Source organism: Aquimarina sp. AU119 (genome assembly GCF_900312735.1).
Lineage (GTDB): Bacteria > Bacteroidota > Bacteroidia > Flavobacteriales > Flavobacteriaceae > Aquimarina > Aquimarina algiphila.
Window position 1 is genome coordinate 1 of record NZ_OMPF01000039.1, and the last position, 21533, is coordinate 21533.

The 21533-nt window shown below is 32.6% G+C and carries 17 protein-coding genes and 1 pseudogene; 7 read left to right on the top strand and 11 right to left on the bottom strand.

What is annotated here, in order from left to right; all coding sequences use genetic code 11:
• From DK442_RS28565 to nirD, 3 genes and pseudogenes are all read left to right on the top strand, one after another.
• Positions 1–215, top strand: a pseudogene (locus DK442_RS28565) (hypothetical protein); the annotation flags it as partial.
• Positions 216–400: 185 nt separating this feature from the next.
• Complete coding sequence (gene nirB / locus DK442_RS27245) at positions 401–2920, top strand: nitrite reductase large subunit NirB (protein WP_109439086.1); 2520 nt, start codon at positions 401–403, stop codon at positions 2918–2920.
• Positions 2921–2974: 54 nt separating this feature from the next.
• Positions 2975–3352 carry a nitrite reductase small subunit NirD gene (gene nirD / locus DK442_RS27250; RefSeq protein WP_109439087.1) on the top strand — a complete coding sequence of 126 codons (378 nt, stop codon included), beginning with the start codon at positions 2975–2977 and terminating at the stop codon, positions 3350–3352.
• A 162-nt stretch (positions 3353–3514) separates the two neighbouring features.
• Here nirD and DK442_RS28415 read toward each other — a convergent pair whose 3' ends face one another.
• On the bottom strand, positions 3515–3685 hold the full coding sequence (locus DK442_RS28415) for a class I lanthipeptide (protein WP_160114390.1): 171 nt from the start codon (positions 3683–3685) through the stop codon (positions 3515–3517).
• 157 nt (positions 3686–3842) lie between these two features.
• On the opposite strand from DK442_RS28415, the gene DK442_RS27255 reads away from it, so the two are divergent.
• From DK442_RS27255 to DK442_RS27270, 4 genes are all read left to right on the top strand, one after another.
• Positions 3843–4730, top strand: coding sequence for a DUF6734 family protein (locus DK442_RS27255; protein ID WP_160114391.1), 888 nt, complete (start codon positions 3843–3845; stop codon positions 4728–4730).
• On the top strand, positions 4715–5470 hold the full coding sequence (locus tag DK442_RS27260; protein WP_109439089.1) for a hypothetical protein: 756 nt from the start codon (positions 4715–4717) through the stop codon (positions 5468–5470). The genes DK442_RS27255 and DK442_RS27260 overlap by 16 nt, the downstream gene beginning before the upstream one ends.
• A gap of 196 nt (positions 5471–5666) precedes the next feature.
• Positions 5667–6251 (top strand): DUF4202 domain-containing protein, encoded by a 585-nt coding sequence (locus DK442_RS27265; protein WP_109439090.1) that lies wholly within the window; start codon positions 5667–5669, stop codon positions 6249–6251.
• A 6-nt stretch (positions 6252–6257) separates the two neighbouring features.
• Complete coding sequence (locus DK442_RS27270) at positions 6258–8069, top strand: type IV pili methyl-accepting chemotaxis transducer N-terminal domain-containing protein (protein ID WP_109439091.1); 1812 nt, start codon at positions 6258–6260, stop codon at positions 8067–8069.
• Positions 8070–8082: 13 nt separating this feature from the next.
• Here DK442_RS27270 and DK442_RS27275 read toward each other — a convergent pair whose 3' ends face one another.
• From DK442_RS27275 to DK442_RS27320, 10 genes are all read right to left on the bottom strand, one after another.
• Entirely contained in the window at positions 8083–8952 is an 870-nt protein-coding gene (locus DK442_RS27275; RefSeq protein ID WP_109439092.1) for a BadF/BadG/BcrA/BcrD ATPase family protein, read from the bottom strand.
• Between the two features lie 76 nt (positions 8953–9028).
• A complete protein-coding gene (gene gap / locus DK442_RS27280; protein ID WP_109439093.1) occupies positions 9029–10030 on the bottom strand; it encodes a type I glyceraldehyde-3-phosphate dehydrogenase in 1002 nt (333 codons plus the stop codon).
• Between the two features lie 54 nt (positions 10031–10084).
• A complete protein-coding gene (gene pfkA, locus DK442_RS27285) occupies positions 10085–11071 on the bottom strand; it encodes a 6-phosphofructokinase (RefSeq protein ID WP_109439094.1) in 987 nt (328 codons plus the stop codon).
• A gap of 269 nt (positions 11072–11340) precedes the next feature.
• Positions 11341–12072 carry a T9SS type A sorting domain-containing protein gene (locus DK442_RS27290; protein WP_109439095.1) on the bottom strand — a complete coding sequence of 244 codons (732 nt, stop codon included), beginning with the start codon at positions 12070–12072 and terminating at the stop codon, positions 11341–11343.
• A 289-nt stretch (positions 12073–12361) separates the two neighbouring features.
• Positions 12362–13750, bottom strand: a complete 1389-nt coding sequence (locus DK442_RS27295) for an alpha-amylase family glycosyl hydrolase (RefSeq protein WP_109439096.1) — start codon at positions 13748–13750, stop codon at positions 12362–12364.
• A gap of 31 nt (positions 13751–13781) precedes the next feature.
• On the bottom strand, positions 13782–15638 hold the full coding sequence (locus tag DK442_RS27300) for a glycoside hydrolase family 13 protein (RefSeq protein WP_109439097.1): 1857 nt from the start codon (positions 15636–15638) through the stop codon (positions 13782–13784).
• A 127-nt stretch (positions 15639–15765) separates the two neighbouring features.
• Positions 15766–18072 carry a glycoside hydrolase family 65 protein gene (locus DK442_RS27305; RefSeq protein WP_109439098.1) on the bottom strand — a complete coding sequence of 769 codons (2307 nt, stop codon included), beginning with the start codon at positions 18070–18072 and terminating at the stop codon, positions 15766–15768.
• A gap of 154 nt (positions 18073–18226) precedes the next feature.
• Positions 18227–18892 (bottom strand): beta-phosphoglucomutase, encoded by a 666-nt coding sequence (pgmB, locus tag DK442_RS27310; protein ID WP_109439099.1) that lies wholly within the window; start codon positions 18890–18892, stop codon positions 18227–18229.
• Positions 18893–18900: 8 nt separating this feature from the next.
• Positions 18901–20271: an MFS transporter gene (locus DK442_RS27315; protein ID WP_109439100.1), complete on the bottom strand. Its 1371-nt coding sequence runs from the start codon at positions 20269–20271 to the stop codon at positions 18901–18903.
• Between the two features lie 111 nt (positions 20272–20382).
• Positions 20383–21426, bottom strand: coding sequence for a LacI family DNA-binding transcriptional regulator (locus DK442_RS27320; RefSeq protein WP_109439101.1), 1044 nt, complete (start codon positions 21424–21426; stop codon positions 20383–20385).
• Positions 21427–21533 lie beyond the last annotated feature (107 nt).

Below are 21533 nucleotides of genomic sequence, written 5' to 3' on the forward strand. Positions count from 1 at the left end.
ACCTGGGAACTGAAATAGATATTGTATTTACACAAAAACTATTAGCTTTTGCAACACTTAAAATAGGATACTCTCATATGTTTGCCTCTGATTCTATGGAAATACTTAAAGGAGTACCTGAACCTGCGGATAATCAATTTTGGGGATGGGCTATGCTAGTCGTAAAACCTAACTTCTTAAAATGGAGTCCAAAACCTGAGGTTCCCTCAGAATAAAAAATATTAGTTCACAATAAGTTAGCTATAAAACACTATAATATAGACAAAAACCTGCAAAATTGATTTTGCAGGTTTTTGTCTATATTTTTTAGAGATTCATAATTTACCATATTCATAATTACGTAATTCTTATTACATTAATAAGTATTAATACTTAATTTTGACTTATAAATACGTAATTTATGAAAAATGTAGTAGTGATCGGTAATGGAATGGTAGGTTATAAGTTCTGTGAAAAGTTTGTAGCCTCAGAAAAATTTAGCGAATATAAACTTACTGTTTTTGGAGAAGAGCCAAGAAGAGCATATGATAGAGTCCATTTAAGCGAATATTATTCAGGAAAGACAGCAGAAGATTTAAGTATGTCTTCGCCAGGCTGGTATGAAGAGAACAACATCGATCTTCATATCTCAGAAATGATTACAGAAATCAATAGAGAAGAAAAAACAATTGCAAATCATAGAGGAATCAAATATTCATATGATTATTTAATCCTTGCAACGGGATCTTCGGCATTTGTACCTCCTATCCCAGGTGTCGAAAAAGAAGGAGTTTTTGTATATCGTACTATTGAGGATTTAGAAGCAACAGAAGCTTTTGCAAAAAAAATAAAAGCTGCTGGCAAAACAGAAGCTGCGGTACTTGGTGGAGGGCTTTTAGGTTTAGAAGCTGCAAATGCAGTCAAAAATTTAGGGTTAAATGCTCATGTGGTAGAATTTGCCCCACGTTTAATGCCCAGACAGTTAGATAAAGGAGCAAGTGATATGCTTCAATCAAAAATTGAGAGCCTAGGCTTAAAAGTACACTTATCAAAACAAACACAGTATATTCAAGGGGATAAAACAATTGAAGGTTTACAATATGTAGATGATACAGAATTAAAAGTAGATATGCTTGTAGTTTCTGCTGGTATTCGTCCTCGTGATGAAGTTGCTCGTGAGTGTGGTTTAGAGGTAGGTACTCGTGGTGGTATTCTGGTAAACAATCAAATGCAAACTACGGATCCAAACATCTACGCAATAGGAGAATGTGCCTTACTCAACAATATGATTTATGGCTTGGTAGCTCCTGGTTATGATATGGCAGAAGTTGTTGTAGATCAAATCACAGGCGGAGAAAAAGAAATGCCTTCATATATCGATATGTCTACGCAATTAAAACTTATTGGTACAGAAGTAGCTAGCTTTGGTGATGCATTAAATGATGCTAAAGAAGAGATTGATGAAATTACGTATGTAAATAAACGTAACGGAGTTTATAAAAAAATAAATGTTACTAAAGATGGAAAAAAATTATTAGGTGGTATTCTTGTAGGTGATTCTTCAGATTATAACGCCTTATTTCAGATTTATAATACGGCGATGAAGCTTCCTGAAGAGCCAGAGGATCTAATTTTAGGAAGTCGTGGCGGAGATGGTGGTTCTTTATTAGGGGATGTTATGGATTTACCTGATGATGCACAAATTTGTTCTTGTGAAAGTGTTACTAAAGGTCAAATATGCGGTGCTATACAAAATGGAGAAGCTAAAGACTTAGCTGATGTTGTTAGTTGTACTAAAGCCGGAACAGGTTGTGGTGGATGCAAACCTATGGTAAAAGATCTAACCGATGCCACGCTAAAATCCTTAGGGATTGAAGTAAAAGATCATATTTGTGAGCATTTTGATTACAACAGGCAAGAATTATACGATATTATTCAAATAAAAGGATACACAACCTTTGACGAAGTTTTAGATCACATCGGAAACGGAGGGCATGGTTGTGAGCTGTGCAAACCTCTTATCGCCTCATTAATGGCTACTATTCATGCAGATACTGCCAATAAAGAATATACTATTCAGGATTCTAATGATCGTTTTTTAGCGAATATCCAACGTAACGGAACCTATTCTGTAGTGCCACGTATAGCAGGAGGTGAACTAACCGCACAACAATTAATTGATTTAGGCGAAATAGGAAAGCGCTATGATCTATATACCAAAATTACTGGAGGACAACGTATTGACTTTTTTGGCGCAACGCTAAATCAATTACCAAAAATATGGAAAGATTTAATCGATAAAGGTTTTGAAAGTGGGCATGCTTACGGGAAATCATTACGTACTGTAAAAAGTTGTGTAGGTTCTACATGGTGTCGTTATGGAATGGATGAAAGTGTAAGTTTTGCAATCGAATTAGAAAACCGTTATCGCGGAATGCGCTCACCGCACAAAATTAAAGGTGGAGTTTCGGGTTGTATTCGTGAATGTGCAGAGGCACGTGGAAAAGATTTTGGGGTCATTGCTGTAGAAGGTGGTTGGAATTTATATGTTGGTGGAAATGGAGGAGCAACCCCTAGACATGCAGAATTACTTGCAGAACAAATTGACAATGAAACTGTAATTAAATACATAGATCGCTTCTTAATGTTTTATATGCGAACTGCAAAACCTTTACAACGAACAGCTGCCTGGCTGGATAGATTAGAAGGTGGTATTGAACATTTAAAAGAAGTAGTGATCAACGACAAATTAGGTATTGCTGAAGATCTAGACCGAGAAATGAAAACACTGGTAAATAAATTTGAATGCGAGTGGAAACAAGCTATTGAAGATCCAGAAATGATGAAACGCTTTAGTCACTTTGTAAATAGTGATGATGACGATGATAATTTGGTATTTGTTCCGTTACGTGAACAAAAAATGCCACAACACTGGAAATAAAAAAATAGAATGGGGTTTCCGTTTTTACGGAAATAACTTAAACAAAACCTTATTATGGAAGAAATTTTAGAAATATATAAATCTACTTCATTAGAAAATGTAACCATATGGTTCGAAGCAGCCAAAGTAAGTGATTTCCCAAAAAATGGAGGAGCCTGTATCAAATACAAAGAAAAGCAAATTGCAGTTTTTAACTTTGAAAGAAAAAATACCTGGTACGCTTGTCAAAATGTTTGTCCGCATAAAATGGAAATGGTACTAAGCCGTGGTATGATTGGTGATCAGAATGGAATACCAAAAGTTGCGTGTCCAATGCATAAAAAAACATTCTCTCTGGAAAACGGAGAGAATTTAAATGGTGATCTTGCTCCTATAGCTACTTACCCTGTAAAAATAGAAGATAACAAAGTTTATATTGGTTTTTCGGAGTGAGAAAAAGTAGTATTTATAATTCTTTTGTTTAAAATTGTAATTTCATAGAAAAAGGTAGCAACCTAAGGTTACTACCTTTATTAAAAAATTAATCTAATAATTCATAAGTATTATTTAGATTATAAATAATTCCTTTTCTAGTGCACTTAAGCCAAAAAATCCTTAACCGCATGAATAAGATGCTGTGCAAGTAGTCCAATGACCGCCACCTCCGCAATCTTTACCTCTTGTAGGATAATTTCCACCTCCTACTATTTTTCTTTGGTTAGAGTTACTAAGACTACTAATTTTTTGCTTACCTAAAGACAGTTTTAAATTTTTCTTTTTTTTCATGTAATTTAGTTTTAAAAGTTATCTTAAATTTATTTAAAAAATCTAACATATCTTTTCAATTAACAAAAGTTTATTACCCTCATTAACATTACGTTAAACACTGGAAGAATATCATAAATAGTTCCTTAAATTTAATGACTGAAACCTAAAAAATACAATGAAAATACTCCACAGTTTTTGGTCAAAACCCTATTTTTTTAATAAGAACTACAAAAATATTGGAGGCTGGCGACAAAATCGTTTTTTCTATATGAGTTGGGCATTAAGTTGTTTAACTCTAAATAAAATCTACGGTAATATCTCTTTAGTAACAGATCGACAAGGCTATGACATATTAATTAAGAATTTAGACTTACCATATTCGAATATTACTATTGAGCTAGACAATTTAAATAAATATCCTGCTAATCTTTGGGCTTTAGGAAAGATTGCGGCTTATTCTTTACAAAGAGATGCTTTTATTCATGTTGATGGTGATGTCTATATATGGGATCGTTTTGGCTCAAGAATCGAGAACGCAACATTAATTGCTCAAAGTAAAGATATTGATGAAGGGCACTATGAATATGCTATTAAAGAAATTCACAAAAACAATTATATTTTACCAAAATTAATTACCAATAGATTATCATCAGAAAGTAAAATAGTTGCAGCTAATGCTGGTATTTTTGGAGGAAATGACTTAGACTTTTTTGACGAATATTGTGAACATGCTTTTAAGCTTATAGAGGCTAATCAGAAAATTAAAAATTCTGATTTAAATGGCACATCTTATGCATTAATTTATGAGCAATATTTATTTAGTTGTATGGCACACAAAAAAGGGATCAAGATTGAATATCTAGTTTCAGATACTCCTACTCACACCAATTATGTAAAAGACATATCCAACTTTAGTAACAAATACGAATCCTCGTTAAAATATGTTCATCTATTATCAACCAAAAAACGATATATGGATTCGTGTTATGAATTACAAAACCAACTAGAATTAGAGTTTCCAGAGTATATGGATAAAATAGAAAGAATATGTCACAAGATTTAATAGGTAAATTAAAAATATATTACTCCAGAAGTATTGCTTTATCAAAAACATTAGGAATATTCATTCCTGATTTATTAGATTTTCATGACGGTGAAATCAAAGATGAAAATAATCCCATAAAAGGGTATTACAAAAGCAAGATTACTTCTCTAAAGAAAAATGATCCCAAACACAATATGCTAAAAGAACTTCTTTCTATCGAATTCGAAAAAGCACAACTTTATACACCTTCTAATTTAGATAAGATTAAAGAAAATGATGTAAAACTAAATATACAAAGAGAAGAAATTTTATCAATCTCTTATGATGAATTGTGTAATAAGAAAATCGTACAAAACCCTTTTGTAAATACTTATGAATCTTCATGGGAGTTTATAAATAATGCCACTGAAAAAAAGTTCTCTACAATAGAAATGAAAGGAGATTATTATTTTGTTTTTCAGTTAACAGGAATGTTTGACAGGGAAACACAGACATCAATTTTAGAATTTCCACTTCACAAACTAGAGTACTATTTTCTTCAACTTTCTGAAACCCCAGTAGTATTATTAGAAGTAATTAATGAATTTAAAAAAGTGTTTGATATTAATGACTTAAAAGAAGAAAATACATTAAACAATGAAATAAAAACAATGATAAGAAAATTACTTTTCAGAAAGTTCTTGATTTTTTACAAAGAGGAAGAGTATTCTATTCTTAAAAACCTATCTTTACAACAAAGACATTCCTTCTCTTCCTAATTAATAATTAAGCACATCTTAAAAATCTGATTATTAGCAGCATAAGTCTTAGTAATAATTGAGATAATACACCTTACATATCCTATAGAAAAGTTATGGGTTGAGCTATATATAATGGGAATTCAAAGTAAGAATCTCATTTGAATTCTGGTTTAAAAAGCACTAACTTTGTAGGTATATCAATACAATACTTTTTATGTCAAGCAATTTATTAGTTGAGGCTTATGCTTTATTTGATCAGGCAAACGCAAAAGATCCAAATCAGCATACTATAAATGGAAAACTTGTTCCTAAAGAATTAATTTATGGCCAAAGAATGTCTCAAACTATTGAAAAATTCGAACCCAATGCTTCTGAGGCACTAAAATTAGCTGCAAGATCTCAACACATCTGTAGGTGGGAAATTCCTCGTAAAGACTATCCTATGGATCGTATTGGATACCTAAAATGGAGAGAAGACTTAAAAAAATTTCATGCCACAAAAGCTTCTGAGATATTAGAAAAGGTTGGATATGACTCAGAAATTATTGACAGAGTATCTTTTTTACTGCAAAAAAAGAAACTAAAAAAAGATGAGGATACACAAACATTAGAAGATGTAATTTGTCTTGTTTTTCTAAATTTCTACTATGAAGACTTCTTAAACAAACATACTCCTGAGAAAGTGATTGATATTTTACAAAAAACATGGCGTAAAATGTCTGGAAAAGGTCATAAAGCAGCATTACAACTGTCATATTCAGAAAAAGCATTAGATTTGGTTAAAAAGGCATTAGCATAATTATAATTGAACAAACAAGAATCATTAGATCATCAAACTTTTGGACGCCTAAGCAAAATATATAGTATTGCATTAGGTGCTATAGCGCTATTTTCTATTGGAAGTCAATTTTTTATACAGAAATACTTAAATTCTCAGATTGATGATTCACGAATCATTAATATATCAGGTAGACAAAGAATGCTAAGTCAAAAAATATCAAAGGATATTCTTGTGCTGTGCCATCTAGAAGATGAAGAATCAAAAATACAATACGCTAGTGATTTAGAATCTACCCTTGATCTCTGGAAAGAATCTCATGAAGTACTTCTTCAATATAACGAATCTGTACAGAAAAAAAATCGTGATAGTAGTGAAATAAGAAAAATGTTTTCTGTTCTAGAACCCTATTTTCAAAACATTCTACAAAGTAGCACCGAAGTCCTTAATCTTGCGAAAAACGATTCTATTGATGCTATAGCTTTAAAAACAAATCTTGATACTGTACTTCTCAATGAACCTTTGTTTTTAGAACAAATGAATGCAGTTGTTTTTCAATATGATAAAGATGCAAAACAAAAAGTCTCAAGCTTAAAAAGAATTGAATATTTACTTTTTTGTATTATAATTTTAATTCTGGTTTCTGAGTTCTTTTTATTATTTAGACCAGCGGCAATACGCATTAAAAAGACAATTTCAAACCTATTAATTTCTCAGGAAAAAGCTGAAAGCATGGCTTCGAGAACAGAAGTATTGAGAAAAATACAAGAAGAAAACGTACAGGAATTACTTACACTTACTAAAGCAATCAATCAAACTCTTTTGTATGCCAGAGTGGATAAAGCAGGCTTAGTTATCGATTTAGGTGAGCGCTTTGGAAAACTCCTTCAAGTTGACCAAGATAACAAGCAAAAAAGCCTTGCTGACCTTATGAGACTTAATGAAGTTCAAAAAAGTAGATTACTTGAGCTTATTTCACAAAATAAAGGAGGTGTTTTTAACGAAGAATTTGAGCTACAAATCGTTGCTAACCAAAAAATCTGGTTGGACGTATCTATATACACTGTATTTAAAGAATCAGGAAAATCTGAACGACTTGTATTATGTTCTGATATTTCTAAGCGAAAAGAAGCTCAAAATGAAGTAGAACGACTAAATGCTAAACAATACAAAGAAAAAGAAGAATTACAAAAATCTAACGCCAGTCAAATAGTAGAAGCCCAAGAAGAAGAACGAAAACGCATCGCAAAAGAGATTCATGACAGTATTGGTCAAATGCTAACCGCTCTTAAATTTAATATAGAATCTATAAATCTAAAGAATATTGAAAAGGCAGGGCAAAAAATTGAAGGTTTAAAGAAAGTTTCTAAAGATTTAATTCAAGGAATTAGAATGGCAACTTTTAATCTTACTCCGCCAGAATTAAAAGACTACGGAATACCTATCGCTCTGCAGAAAATGGCTAGGGAGCTTTCTAAATTGACAGGAAAGAACATCATTTTTGAAAACAAATCAAATTTTGAACAAAGGTTTGACACTTTAGTCGAAACCAACTTGTATAGGGTCACTCAGGAAGCCGTTAACAATGCTATTAAATATGCTAATTCTGATTATGTTATGATTTCAGTAAATCATTCTAATTCGATACTTAGCATCATTATTGATGATAATGGTGATGGATTTGACATTGATAGTATTCCTTCTAAACCTAAAAACAACGCCGAAGGTGGCATGGGTTTATTCTTTATGAAAGAACGTATGAATTATATTGATGGCAGAATATTTATTAACTCTATCCCAGGTGAGGGAAGTCGAATTACTTTAAATTACTCTATTTAGCGATAAGATTTCTTTACACTTTATCTTTCTTACCTTTTATAATTTCATTACGGTAATAATCAATAATGCCATCTATAGGTCTTCTCACTATATTTCCAACAGTAAGGTTATATGGCCATACTGCAGCTCTAATAATATCCTCACTAAAATGTGCTATTGAGCCAATAAAATGAATAGGTACATTTTGCGCTTCAGAAAAACACAATACTCTATTCTCTACAAACTCCTGGATACCTTCAGTTACAATTTTATAAAAATACCCATTACGTTCGCTGGTAAAGATAAATTCAGCAAAAGAAGCTAAATACGTATTTGGATTATCTTTTTTGTACAAATTTTCTTTGATCGTATCTGAAGAAAGGTCAAAACGTTTTTCAAATTCTGATGCTACTTCAGGAGGCATTCTTTTGTAATAGTAATCACGTATTAAACGTTTCCCAAAATAATTACCACTTGCTTCATCCATAAGAATATACCCTAAAGAATCCACAGTCATATGAATATCATCACCATCATAGTAGCAACTATTAGATCCTGTACCCAAAATACAAACAATACCAGGTTCTGTTGTAGCAGCATAAACTGCAGCTACCATATCCTCTTGTACATCAACCTCTGCATTTTCGAAATAATCTTCAAAAATTTTCTTTAGCATTGCAGCCGGTTTTGGTGTACCACACCCTGCTCCATAAAACTTGACGATATCTATTTTTTCTCTATAAGAAGAAAGTTCTTCGTTGGCTCTTATTCTTTCTTCTAGTAAAGATTTTCCAAATACAGCAGGATTTAACCCCTCTGTTCGGGTTTTAAAAACGATTTCTCCAGAGTTATCTAGAAGAATCCAATCGCATTTAGTAGAACCACCGTCAGCTAATAAAATCATTTGAAAATTTATTTGTTGTTTACAAAAGGGAAAAAAGCCCCGAAAAAAGCCTCGGGGCCAAAATTATATAGTCTTCTTATAGGTTACCTACGTACTCTGATAAATCAACTAACTTAGAGGAATACCCATATTCATTATCATACCAAGAAACTAGTTTAAAGAAATTATCGTTTAATGCAATACTAGCTCCTGCATCAAAAGTAGATGTATGTGCTTCTCCAACAAAATCCTGGGATACTACATCTTCATCAGTATATGCTAAAACTCCTTTAAGTTCATTTTCAGAAGCATTTTTAAGCACAGCTTTTACGTCATCATAAGATACTGATTTTTTAGTTCTTACCGTAAGATCTACTACTGAAACATCTGCCGTTGGGACTCTAAATGCCATACCTGTAAGTTTCCCATTTAGTTCAGGGATTACCTTACCTACAGCCTTTGCTGCTCCTGTTGATGATGGTATGATATTATTCAATGCAGAACGACCTCCTCTAAAATCTTTTTTAGATGGAGCATCCACAACAGCTTGTGTTGCAGTAGCTGCATGAACAGTGGTCATTAATCCTTCTTCAATTCCAAAATTATCATCAATCACTTTAGCTAGTGGAGCTAAACAATTTGTTGTACAAGAAGCATTAGAAACAATAGTATCTGTTGCTTTTGCCTGAGTATGGTTAACCCCCATTACAAACATAGGAGCATCTGCAGACGGAGCTGAGATTACCACCTTTTTTGCTCCTGCTACTAAGTGAGCATTAGCTTTATCTAAAGTTGTGAAAATCCCTGTACAATCCATTACAACATCCACTCCAGCAGCATCCCATTTTAACTCTTCTGGGTTACGCTCTGCAGTCACACGGATTTCTTTTCCATTTACTACAAGGTTTCCATTTGCAACTTCTATTGTACCGTCAAATCTTCCATGTACGGAATCATATTCTAATAAATAAGCTAAATGTTCTACATTTAATAGATCATTGATTGCTACAATCTCTACATTATCACGTTTAGAAGCAATTCTAAATGCAATTCTTCCAATTCTTCCGAAACCGTTAATTCCAATTTTTAACGTACTCATATCTAAAATTTTAGTTGTTTTTGATTTAAATAAAATGTGGTTATAATATAAACTTTACACCGAGGTGATATCTGCGACTTTTATTAATCCGTCATGCTTATGTAATCTTTTGTCTAATGCTGTCTTAAGAGGCACAATAGTAACCACCTTATGAACAATACCAATCATTACTTCACTCTTTCCTTCTAAAAGTGCTTCTACAGCGCCTACTCCTAATTTACTTGCCAGCACTCTGTCATAACAACTTGGTGGTCCGCCTCTTTGTATATGCCCTAGTACCGATACTCGTACTTCGTAATCATCAAGGTTTTCTTCAACATACTCTCCAAGTTCAAAAATATTTTTTCCTGATTTATCTCCTTCTGCAACGACAATTATACTTGACGTTTTTCCTGTTTTCTTACTTTTTCTAAGAGAATCCAAAAGTCGTTCTACACCCATATCCTCCTCTGGGATTAATATCTCCTCTGCTCCTGCTCCAATACCTGCATTAAGTGCAATATCTCCTGCATCACGACCCATAACCTCAATAAGAAATAATCGGTTATGCGAACTTGCAGTATCTCTAATCTTATCGATTGCTTCAACCACTGTATTTAATGCAGTATCATATCCAATAGTATAATCTGTACCATTAATATCATTATCAATAGTACCAGGAATACCTACAACAGGAAAATTAAATTCTTCTGATAATTTTAGCGCGCCTGTAAAACTTCCATCTCCACCAATTACAACTAATGCATCAACATTATTCTTAATTAGGTTTTCATATGCTTTTTTTCTACCTTCTACAGTTCTAAAATCTTTGGATCTAGCAGATTTAAGAAAGGTTCCTCCTTTATTTATAATATTACGAACAGAACGTGCATTTAGCTCTTCAATCTCATTATGTATCAGGCCTTCATATCCTTTATAAACACCAAAACAATTTATTTTATAATAACTACACGCACGGACCACAGCTCGAATGGCAGCATTCATTCCAGGAGCATCTCCCCCAGAAGTTAGCACAGCTATATTTTTAACTTTTTTTGTCATCGAGCCAAATCTATCGTTATTGGAAGTAATAACCTAATTTGCTAAAAAACTAAAACGTTTTCGGTTGATAAATTCAGTATTTACCGACAAAAAAGACATTATTTTAACACATTTTCATACTTTTCGTTAAGAATAAAACAATATATTAAATCACAAATTTTAAATATTATAATATCATAATAGATTATATAAAACATAAAAACGACCTGTCGAGACAAGTCGCTTTTATAAAATATTGCTTTTGTTTTTGATTATTTTATAATATACTCTTATTTAATAAACTGTTTAGTAATCACTTTATCATCCTCTACATATACTTTTACGATATAATTTCCCTTTGATAATTTTTCAATATTTATGGTATTCGTATTTGAAACACTTAACAACCTAGAATTTAGATCATAAATTTCGCTTTTTATAATATTTCCAGAATACTGTACTTTAATTTCTTCATTACCTGGGTTTGGGTAAATCTTTAAGTTTTGAATAGAACGTTCCTTTTCGATGTTAGGAGTTTGCACATCTCTTTCTGGGCCATTTGGTCCAGAAAATATTTGGCTTACAGTACTTGCCGGTACTGTCTGGGCACAATGCTGCATTTCGATTCCTGTCCATCTTATAACCCAATCTCTATTCTTTGCTGTACTTGCTCTCAATGGATTTGCAAAATTTAAAGATCCTACCGTTGGCAAATCAGAAGGAGCATCTGTCCATCTTAGATATACTCTAAATCCTGTAGGCGTAACATTATATAAAGACGGAGTACCTGAAATATACCAGTGAAAGCCTTTATTAGTTGTGGATTCTAAGGTTACCAGATAATGAGGAGTAGTATTAAAGCCACAAGCCGAGGTATTAATATCCACATAAATACCTGTTGTATTATAATCTACCCAGTCATCTGGAGAGGTTACTCCCTGGCCTATTTTTACCTGAGCTTGAATAATGATAAAACTAAATACTGTAAGAATTGTTAATACTAGTGTTTTAAGAGATTTCATGATTAAAAGGTTTTAAGAATTAAAAAGTTAGTTGTTTTGGTATACCGATTTAGTCAACTTTAAAGCTTTCCTAAGATACCATAAACCTCAAAAAACTTATTATGGAATAACAACAAAAAAAAGATTGACTCTCCTGATGTTTTGTCTTAAAAAACATATAATCCATTGATTACATGAAATTTAAAAACAAAAATCATTAAAGAAGCAATCTTCTAATATCATGCTAATTAATAAATAATTAACAGATTATTTCCCTTAATTTAATTGTGATATATAAATTATTACAATTTTATTTTTTAATCAAGATCCAATAGTCCCAAGCTGCAAGTTCATATTCTTGTCCGGGTTTTATTTCAAAATTATCTCCTGAAAGATAATTTGTAAATTCTCCTTTATATTCTGTTGTAAATTTTACTGGTTCCTTAGTCAAATTAGCCACAAAAACAACTTCATGATTCTCTTTTTTCCTTGCAAATGCTAATACTTTATTGTCATCTGAAGTTATAATACGAGTATAAGAAGCTGCATTTTTACCTCCATGTAAGGCAGGATTAGTATTTTTAAGTTTTCCTAACTTCTTATATAAAGGAAAGAACTTATTTTTCTTTTTAATAATTGTATCTTTTTCAAAGAACAATAAGCGCTTATCCATATCATATTCTTGTCCAGAATAGATTAGCGGCATTCCCGGAGCAACATATGACAGTGCCGCGAATACTTCTGCTGCATCTCCCATTCTTTCTTTTACTGTTCCGTTCCAGGAGTTTTCATCATGGTTCGAAGTAAAATTCATAAGAATATCATCTTTGGCATACATAGTGTCTATTTGTACCATTCTTTTATCCCATTCACTAACATTACTTTTACCTTGAGCGATATCATTCATCTTATGATGTGTATCCCATCCATATCCCATATCAAAAGCATTTTCTAATAATTCTGGCTCCCATCCTTCAGCTAACATAAATACTGGTTTAATTTTCTTAAGTTCGGTAACCGTCGTATTCCAAAAATCTACAGGAACCATTCCTGCTACATCGCAACGAAAACCATCTACTCCTTCTTCTTTTAACCAATATATCATATCGTTTTTCATCTGCTCCCGCATGGCGGTATTGTCATAATTGAGGTCAGCTACATCTGTCCAATCTGTATCCACAGTATGGGTAATATTACCTTCAGTATCTTTGGTATAGTATTCTGGGTGTTCTTTTAACCAAATATGATCCCAACCCGTATGATTTGCTACCCAGTCTAGAATTACATAAATATCGTTATCATGAGCAGTTTTTACCAGTGTTCTAAAATCCTCGATAGTTCCAAATTCTGGATTTACTTTTGTATAATCTGATATTGCATAATAGCTTCCTAAAGAACCTTTACTTTTGGTTGTCGAAATTGGATAGATAGGCATTAACCATAATACTTTCACTCCAAGTTCTTTAAGAACAGGAATATCTTTTGTAAACGCATTAAATGAACCTTCTTCAGAATATTGACGGATATTTGCTTCATAGATAATAGCATTTTCCATCACGGTATCACTAATTGGTTGAAGTTCTTCTTTTACCTCTTCCTTAATTTCAGTTTCAGCCTCTGCTATAACATTCTCTTCTTTTGTTTTTCCGCAAGAAAATAGAATTCCTATTGCGATAAAACTTAGTATTATTTTCTTCATTTCAAAAAATTTTATATCTGTAAGTATTCGTTTATTTTAATTCGATTATCATTGAGGTTTTTGCCGCCACGCCAAAATTCTCTGTTACATTTATATTAGAATCTGTAATAATATCTGTCCCAATCTTAAAGCTTTTTAACCCTTCTCTAAACCTATTGATATCTAATTCTTGATTTTTTAAACTATTATTAATGACCACCATAACGCTTTTCTCTGCATTATGTCTAAAGTATACGTATACATTATCAAAAGGAATAAACTGCAATAGCTTTCCTGTATGAATCACCTTGGTATTTTTCCTCCATTGTAATACTTTCTTTGTAAAAGCATGAAAAGCTTCCTGATCTTCTGTTCTTCCGTTTTTTTGATCTGAAGATAAAAATGCATTTTGCGTATCTTCTGGCCATCCTCCCGGAAAATCCCTACGAATATCTCCATCACCTTTCTTATCTTTATTTCCCAACATCCCTATTTCATCCCCATAATATAGCTGAGGAATACCGCGAGTAGTGAGTATCAATGTCATTACCATTTTATATGTATTGATATCTTCCTGGTAAATTTCATTGATACGGTTGGTATCATGGTTTCCTGAAAATAAAAGAATATTATTAATATCAGGGTATAAAAAGTCATTTGTAAAATTATCATATGCCCGTATCATTCCTTTATCCCAAGCATTTTCATCCTCATTAAACATTACTGTAATTGCATCATGGAGTGTAAAATCCATGACTGATGGTAAATGAGAATTATAATTATCGATAGCTCCTATTTTACTATCTTTTTGCCAATACGCCATTTGAGCCTGATCATGCATCCAGACTTCTCCAACAATATTGAAGTTAGGATATTCATCCATAATTGCTTTAGTCCATTTGGCAATCCCTATCTTATCATTATAAGAATAGGTATCCACTCTAAATCCATCTAAATCGGCATATTCGATCCACCAAATTGCATTTTGAGTGATATATTTGAGTAATAATGGGTTACTTTGATTCATATCAGGCATGGTAGTATCAAACCATCCATCCATACAGCCCTTACTATCAACTTGTGAAGCATTTGTATCAAACTGTGTCGTCATACGATAATTACTACGCTTAAATCCTTCTGGCCACTGATGTATCCAATCTTTGGTTGGCAAATCTGTAATCATCCAATGCTTGGATCCCCAATGATTAGTAACATAATCCATAATCAGTTTCATATCTTTCTTATGCATCTCTGATGCTAATCTTTTATAATCTTCATTTGTTCCATATCTAGGATCAATCTTATAAAAATCACTTTGCGCATAGGTATGATATGAATATGCTGGTTCATTATCTTCCAATAATGGAGTACTCCATAATGCGGTAGCTCCAAGATCTTTTAAATAATCAAGATGATCAATTACTCCCTGAATATCACCTCCATGACGTCCTCCCGGATTAGAGCGATCTGCTTTCTCGGCCGTATCTTTATGTGAATCGTTTTTAGGATTTCCATTTGCAAAACGATCTGGCATAATGAGATACATCACATCACTACTATCAAACCCTTTTCTTTTAGCTGAGTTTTCTTTTCTGGACCTAAACTCATAAGGTTGCGAAAACACCACTTTATCATTTTCTTTAAAATCAATAGAAATTGTTCCAGTCTTGACTCCTTTTATATCTATTGTAACAAACAAATAATTAGGATTTTCGGTTTTAGTAATATCACTAATTGTAATATCTTTTATATGAAGATCATATTTGGCTATATCTTTTCCATAGCAAAGTATTTGCAACTCTCCTGTGTACATATCACTCCACCAAAATGGAGGTTCAATTCTTTCTATTTGTGCATGAGTTAAAGAAAAAACAAAGCAGAAAAATAGGGTTATTAATGTACTCTTCATTTTTATATTTTTTATTAAATAAATTATTATGTAAAATCAATACTTTAAAAGTATTTCGGTACAGAAATAAATACCCCAAAAACATCGAGCGTCTTTGGGGTATTTTATCCTTAATCAACACTAAAATTTATATTGTAATTAGACTATTAGGAGAAATTTTAAACTCCTTATCATCAACATAAATTAATAGTTCATGGTCACCCTCAAGATTAAAAGATGTTCCTTCTTGAGAAACATTAACTTTTAGAATTTGATTCCTGAAATTGACATTAAAAGTATATCCTTTCCATTCTTTAGGAATTTTAGGAGCAAAAGACAAAGTATCGTTTTTAATTCTAAGTCCTCCAAAACCCTCTACGATACTCATCCAGGTACCAGCCATACTAGTGATATGCAATCCTTCTTCTACTTCTTTATTATAATCATCAAGGTCTAATCTAGAAGTTCTCAAGTAGAATGTATATGCTTGATCCATTCTATCCAATGCCGCAGCCTGAATACTATGAACGCAAGGAGACAATGAAGATTCATGTACTGTAAACGGTTCATAAAAATCAAAGTGAAGTGCTAATTCTTCTTTGGTAAACTGGTCCTCAAACATATAGAATCCTTGAAGCACATCTGCCTGCTTAATATAAGGAGAGCGTAATATTCGATCCCAACTCCACTTTTGGTTAATTGGTCGTTGTGATGAATCTAAATCAGAAACACTTATTAATTCTTTATCCAGAAATCCATCCTGTTGTAAATACACTTTATGCTTTTCTGAAAATGGGAAATACATTTTTTCTGCAACTTCAGACATTGCATTAATCTCTTCTTGTTTTAGATTCGTTTTTTCTATAATCCTGGTATAGTCACTTTTGTATTCTGCTTTTACTTTATTGATGTTTTCAATACAATATTCTATACTCCATTTTGCTAAATAGTTAGTATACCAATTGTTGTTGACATTGTTTTCATATTCATTAGGTCCAGTAACCCCTAAAATGACATACTTATTTTTATCTGTTGATAATGTAGCTCTCTGATGCCAAAAGCGGGCAACCCCTATCATAACTTCAAGACCTTTTTCTGGTATATAACTATAATCCCCGGTATAACGATGATAATTATAGATAGCAAATGTCATAGCTCCATTACGATGTATTTCTTCAAACGTAATTTCCCATTCATTATGACATTCTTCTCCATTCATAGTTACCATAGGATATAACGCTGCTCCATTAGTAAAACCAAGTTTTTCGGCATTCTCTATAGCCCTTTCTAAATGGTTATAACGATAGGTTAACAAATTACGTGCTACAACCTGATCTTTGGTTGCCATATAAAAAGGAATACAATATGCTTCTGTATCCCAATACGTACTACCTCCATATTTTTCGCCTGTAAATCCTTTTGGTCCTATATTGAGTCTGGCATCTTTGCCCAGGTAAGTCTGATTCAGTTGAAAGATGTTAAAGCGTATTCCTTGTTGTGCTTTTACGTCACCTTCAATTGTGATATCTGCCATTTCCCAAATTCTTGACCAGGCTTTCTTTTGCAAATCTAATAATGCATCAAATCCTGATTCTGAGGCCTGTTTAAGTACCGTAGTACTAGCAGAAGCTAAATCTTTTTCTTTGTGATTAAGTGATACCGTATATCCACCAAACTTTACTATACCTGCTGTTTTTCCTTTAGGTATAACAATCGAATAGTTTAATTTGACATATGTACTATTTGTTTCTACTTTGGGATAGATATTTTTTTGTTCTCCTTCAAGAAAGATTTGATTCAACATTCCTGTACACACATGAAATTCGGTCTTCATTGTTTTTGACAAAATATATGCTGAATCTCCTTGTTGTGATAAATCATAAGTATCCCAGAATTTATCATCCCAATTTGTATCTTCATTTGTAATTCCTGAATCAAGATAGGGCGTAAACACAACGGTAGCATCATGATTTATAGGAGTCACTTCGTATTTAATAGCACCAACCTCATCCAAATCAAGACTTAGGAACCGTACAGATTTAACCGATACTTCAATACCGTTTAATAAAGTAATATCAAAAGAACGCTGATACCAGCCTTCCTTCATATTTAATTCTCTTCTGAAATTAGTGATCGATCTACATCTATATAAATCGAGTTTCTCTCCATTTATTTCTACATTGATACCGATCCAATTTGGTGCATTAAGAACTTTGGCAAAATATTCTGGGTATCCATTTTTCCACCAACCTACTCGGGTTTTATCAGGATAATATACTCCTGCAACATAACTTCCCTGAAAAGTAGGACCTGAATACGCCTCTTCAAAATTGGCTCGTTGTCCCATTGCTCCATTGCCTATACTAAAAAGGCTCTCTGAGGATTTAACTCGTTCTACATCAAATCCTTCTTCAATTATTGACCAGTTATCTGGTTTTATATAATCCTGATTCATCTGCTTTTAATATTTTTTTAGATGTCAGATGGAATTTACCACTACATCAACTATATAAGTATCAACCAACGCACTAGCTGGTCTCTTCTCTAAAAATGTCTTCAAGACATTTTCTTTACATTTGATCTTATGGCTCATTTCATACTATAAACTGTTAAACTTTTTGAGTTGTAACTAACGTATCTATAAACTCTTCTTTTATTTCTGTAAAATCTTTAAAAATGTAATCTGCTTCATGTAACACACTAGGATTACCAATACCAATACTGATCATATTGGCGCTATTAGCGGCTTGAATACCTGCTACAGAGTCTTCAAACACCACACAATTCTCTGGGGAAACCCCTAGTGCTTCTGCACCTATAAGAAATACTTCTGGATCAGGTTTTGCTTTTGAAACATTAGTACCATCTACTATGCTATGAAATTTGTCGTATAGCTCTACTTTCTCTAAAATAATTCTGGCATTTTTACTGGCAGAACCTAAGGCTACGCCTTGTTCTTTTGATATTAAATAATCTAAAATTCTTGGTACATCTGGTAGAATTTCACTAGTATCCATTCTAGATATGTAGTTTAGATATTCTTCATTCTTTTCAGACATTAGTTTGGTAAATCTTTCTTCTGATATCGTTTTACCTCCCCACTCTAATATTTTTTCTAAAGAACGAACTCTACTAACTCCTTTAAGTTGTTCGTTTTGTTCTTCTGAAAAAGAAATTTCTAAACTAGTGGCAAGATTTTGCCATGCTAAAAAGTGATATTTAGCGGTGTCCACAATAACACCATCTAAATCAAATATAAATGCTTTCTTCATTATTCTACTACTTATTTTGGGTTATAGGTTATGGCGTCTTTATTAGTTATTAGCAGGTTACAAAAAGCTGCTATTGTCAAACTCATTCCTGCTATTACCATGGCATAAATTGTTTCGTTTCCAATAAGTTTATAAGCAAAATTAACTCCTCCTACAGCCGCTACAATCTGTGGTATCACAATGAACATATTAAATATACCCATTATAACTCCCATTTTCTTTGGATCGACAGAGCTTGACAACATCGCATATGGCATTGATAGAATACTACCCCAGGCAAATCCTATTAGTGTAAAAGAAAGGAACAACCAATCAGGAGAAGGGATGAAATACATAGATACAAATCCTATACCTCCTAATAATAGTGACCCCATATGAACTAGCTTTCTATTAATCCTTTTTCTAGATGTATAGAAGGTTAATATTAGAGCAAAAGCCATTGATGACAATCCATAGGTTCCCATATATCTACCAACCTCATTAGATGATTTTTGAAATGCTGTATTTGCTAATTCAAATGCTTCTTTGGATTTGGGGATACTCATATCAAATGAGGATTCGGTAGGAACTGGTGTTTTAAAAACATGTTCTGTTAATGCAGGATTAGCAAGACTCCACATTGTAAAAAAAGCAAACCAACTGAAAAACTGAATCAATCCCAGTTTCTTCATAGTAAGTGGCATACTTCCTATATTATTTAATATATCAGGAATGAATTGGTTTTTTTTCTTTTTCTCTTTTTCGAATTCTTCCATATTTTCCGGAGGATATTCGGAGGTTGTAAATACTGTATATAGAATACTTATAAGAAATATAAAAGCTCCAATAGCAAAAGCTATTTTTACTGACATAGGAATAACACCATTTGGAGCAGAATCGCTTACTCCTATTTGAGAAATCACCCAAGGTAAATTACTTGCTACCCAAGTTCCTATTCCAATAATTAGTGTTTGTGTAACAAAACCATATGATCTTTGAGATTCAGGTAATTTATCAGCTACCAGAGCCCTAAATGGTTCCATTGAAATATTAATAGAAGCATCTAAAATCCATAAAAATCCTGCTGCAACCCATAATGTTGGAGAATGAGGTACCAAAAACAAAGCTATAGAGCTTAATATAGCACCTATTAGAAAATAAGGCCTTCTTCTACCCCACCTTGGGCTCCAGGTACGATCACTTAAATATCCTATTATAGGCTGAACCAACAAACCTGTTAAAGGAGCAGCAATCCATAATAATGGTATTGCATCTTTTTCTGCACCTAAGGTTTGAAAAATTCTAGACATAAATCCGCCTTGCAAAGCAAAACCGAATTGAATTCCTAGAAAACCGAAACTCATGTTCCAAATTTCCCAGAAACTTAATTTACGCTTGTTCATCAAGTAAAAAATTTAATTATTACTCTGATAAGCGAAACTACTTATCAAAACTTATTTTAGTAGAAAGCGAAAATATAAGTTTTGAATAGAGGCCAAAGATATTATAATTTTTCAATTATTAGGATCACTCCCTATTTTTTTTGTAGATTTTCTTTGGATTAAGCTAGTATCAATAATTACCGTCCTATACTCTTCTGTCACCTCATCATCTCCTTCTAATTTATCTATGAGAAGCTTCGCAGCTCTTATGCCCATATCTTCTCCATGTTGGCTAACTGTTGTTAAACTAGGAATAAAATGCTTTGACAATATCCCATCGGTAAAACCTATAACAGAAACATCATCAGGCACTTTCTTTCCTTGTACATCAAGGACTTTGACAGCAGTAACAGCAAATAATTCATTTACTGCAAAAATAGCATCAATATCTTTATCTTTTAAAAACTCAGAGATTTCAGCTTCACAATTATCTATATCTTCTATCTTAAGTATAAACTCTTCTTTTTCGGTAATATCGTATGCTCTTAGTGCTCTTAAATACCCATTAGTTCTTAATTTCCCAACACTTATGTAATCTACGGTAGTGAGTATTGCGATTTTCTTACAACCTATAGAGAGCAAATGATTTGTAGCGGTTTGTGCTCCTTTAGTATCATCAATAATCACTTTATCACAAACCACTTCATCTATAATTCTATCAAAAAGAACCACAGGCATTCCCTGACTCATGGTTTCCTCAATATGGTGATAATCTTTTTTAAGCTGAGTCTCTTTTGCCACAGATAAAATAAATCCATCGGCACTGCCACTAGCTAACATCTCAAGATTGATCACTTCTTTATCAAATGAGTTATTAGATGAACATATAATTACATTATATCCTTTTTCATTTGCTACTTTCTCTACTCCACCAATAACCGTAGTAAAAAAGTGATGTACAATCTCTGGGATAATAACACCAATGGTTTTCGTTTTACGATTTTTAAGGCTTAAAGCTATATTGTTAGGTTTATAATTATAAAGCTTTGCAAATGCTTTTACCTTTTGTCGTGTATCCAGGCTTATTTCTACGCTATCTTTTAGCGCTTTTGATACTGTAGAAATAGAAACATCCAATTCTTTTGCAATCTGTTTTAACGTAACTTTTTGTTTCATTCCCTAATAATTTTGGTTAAAAGTCAAATTTTGAAGCGAAAATATGTCATATGGACAGAATTAAACTTAAAATTTTAACGGAATTTCAAAAGTTTTCCACACGCAAA

Excerpts from the sequence above, each read along its gene's own strand:
- DK442_RS27275 (WP_109439092.1), bottom strand. The coding sequence starts at position 8,952 with ATGATTTTATTAGCTGACGGTGGTTCTACTAAATGCGATTGGATTCTT.
- nirB (WP_109439086.1), top strand. The coding sequence starts at position 401 with ATGAAAAATGTAGTAGTGATCGGTAATGGAATGGTAGGTTATAAGTTC.
- DK442_RS27290 (WP_109439095.1), bottom strand. The coding sequence starts at position 12,072 with ATGAAATCTCTTAAAACACTAGTATTAACAATTCTTACAGTATTTAGT.
- pfkA (WP_109439094.1), bottom strand. The coding sequence starts at position 11,071 with ATGACAAAAAAAGTTAAAAATATAGCTGTGCTAACTTCTGGGGGAGAT.
- DK442_RS27260 (WP_109439089.1), top strand. The coding sequence starts at position 4,715 with ATGTCACAAGATTTAATAGGTAAATTAAAAATATATTACTCCAGAAGT.
- DK442_RS27315 (WP_109439100.1), bottom strand. The coding sequence starts at position 20,271 with ATGAACAAGCGTAAATTAAGTTTCTGGGAAATTTGGAACATGAGTTTC.
- DK442_RS27255 (WP_160114391.1), top strand. The coding sequence starts at position 3,843 with ATGAAAATACTCCACAGTTTTTGGTCAAAACCCTATTTTTTTAATAAG.
- DK442_RS27295 (WP_109439096.1), bottom strand. The coding sequence starts at position 13,750 with ATGAAGAAAATAATACTAAGTTTTATCGCAATAGGAATTCTATTTTCT.
- DK442_RS27300 (WP_109439097.1), bottom strand. The coding sequence starts at position 15,638 with ATGAAGAGTACATTAATAACCCTATTTTTCTGCTTTGTTTTTTCTTTA.
- nirD (WP_109439087.1), top strand. The coding sequence starts at position 2,975 with ATGGAAGAAATTTTAGAAATATATAAATCTACTTCATTAGAAAATGTA.
- DK442_RS28415 (WP_160114390.1), bottom strand. The coding sequence starts at position 3,685 with ATGAAAAAAAAGAAAAATTTAAAACTGTCTTTAGGTAAGCAAAAAATT.
- DK442_RS27320 (WP_109439101.1), bottom strand. The coding sequence starts at position 21,426 with ATGAAACAAAAAGTTACGTTAAAACAGATTGCAAAAGAATTGGATGTT.
- DK442_RS27265 (WP_109439090.1), top strand. The coding sequence starts at position 5,667 with ATGTCAAGCAATTTATTAGTTGAGGCTTATGCTTTATTTGATCAGGCA.
- DK442_RS27305 (WP_109439098.1), bottom strand. The coding sequence starts at position 18,072 with ATGAATCAGGATTATATAAAACCAGATAACTGGTCAATAATTGAAGAA.
- gap (WP_109439093.1), bottom strand. The coding sequence starts at position 10,030 with ATGAGTACGTTAAAAATTGGAATTAACGGTTTCGGAAGAATTGGAAGA.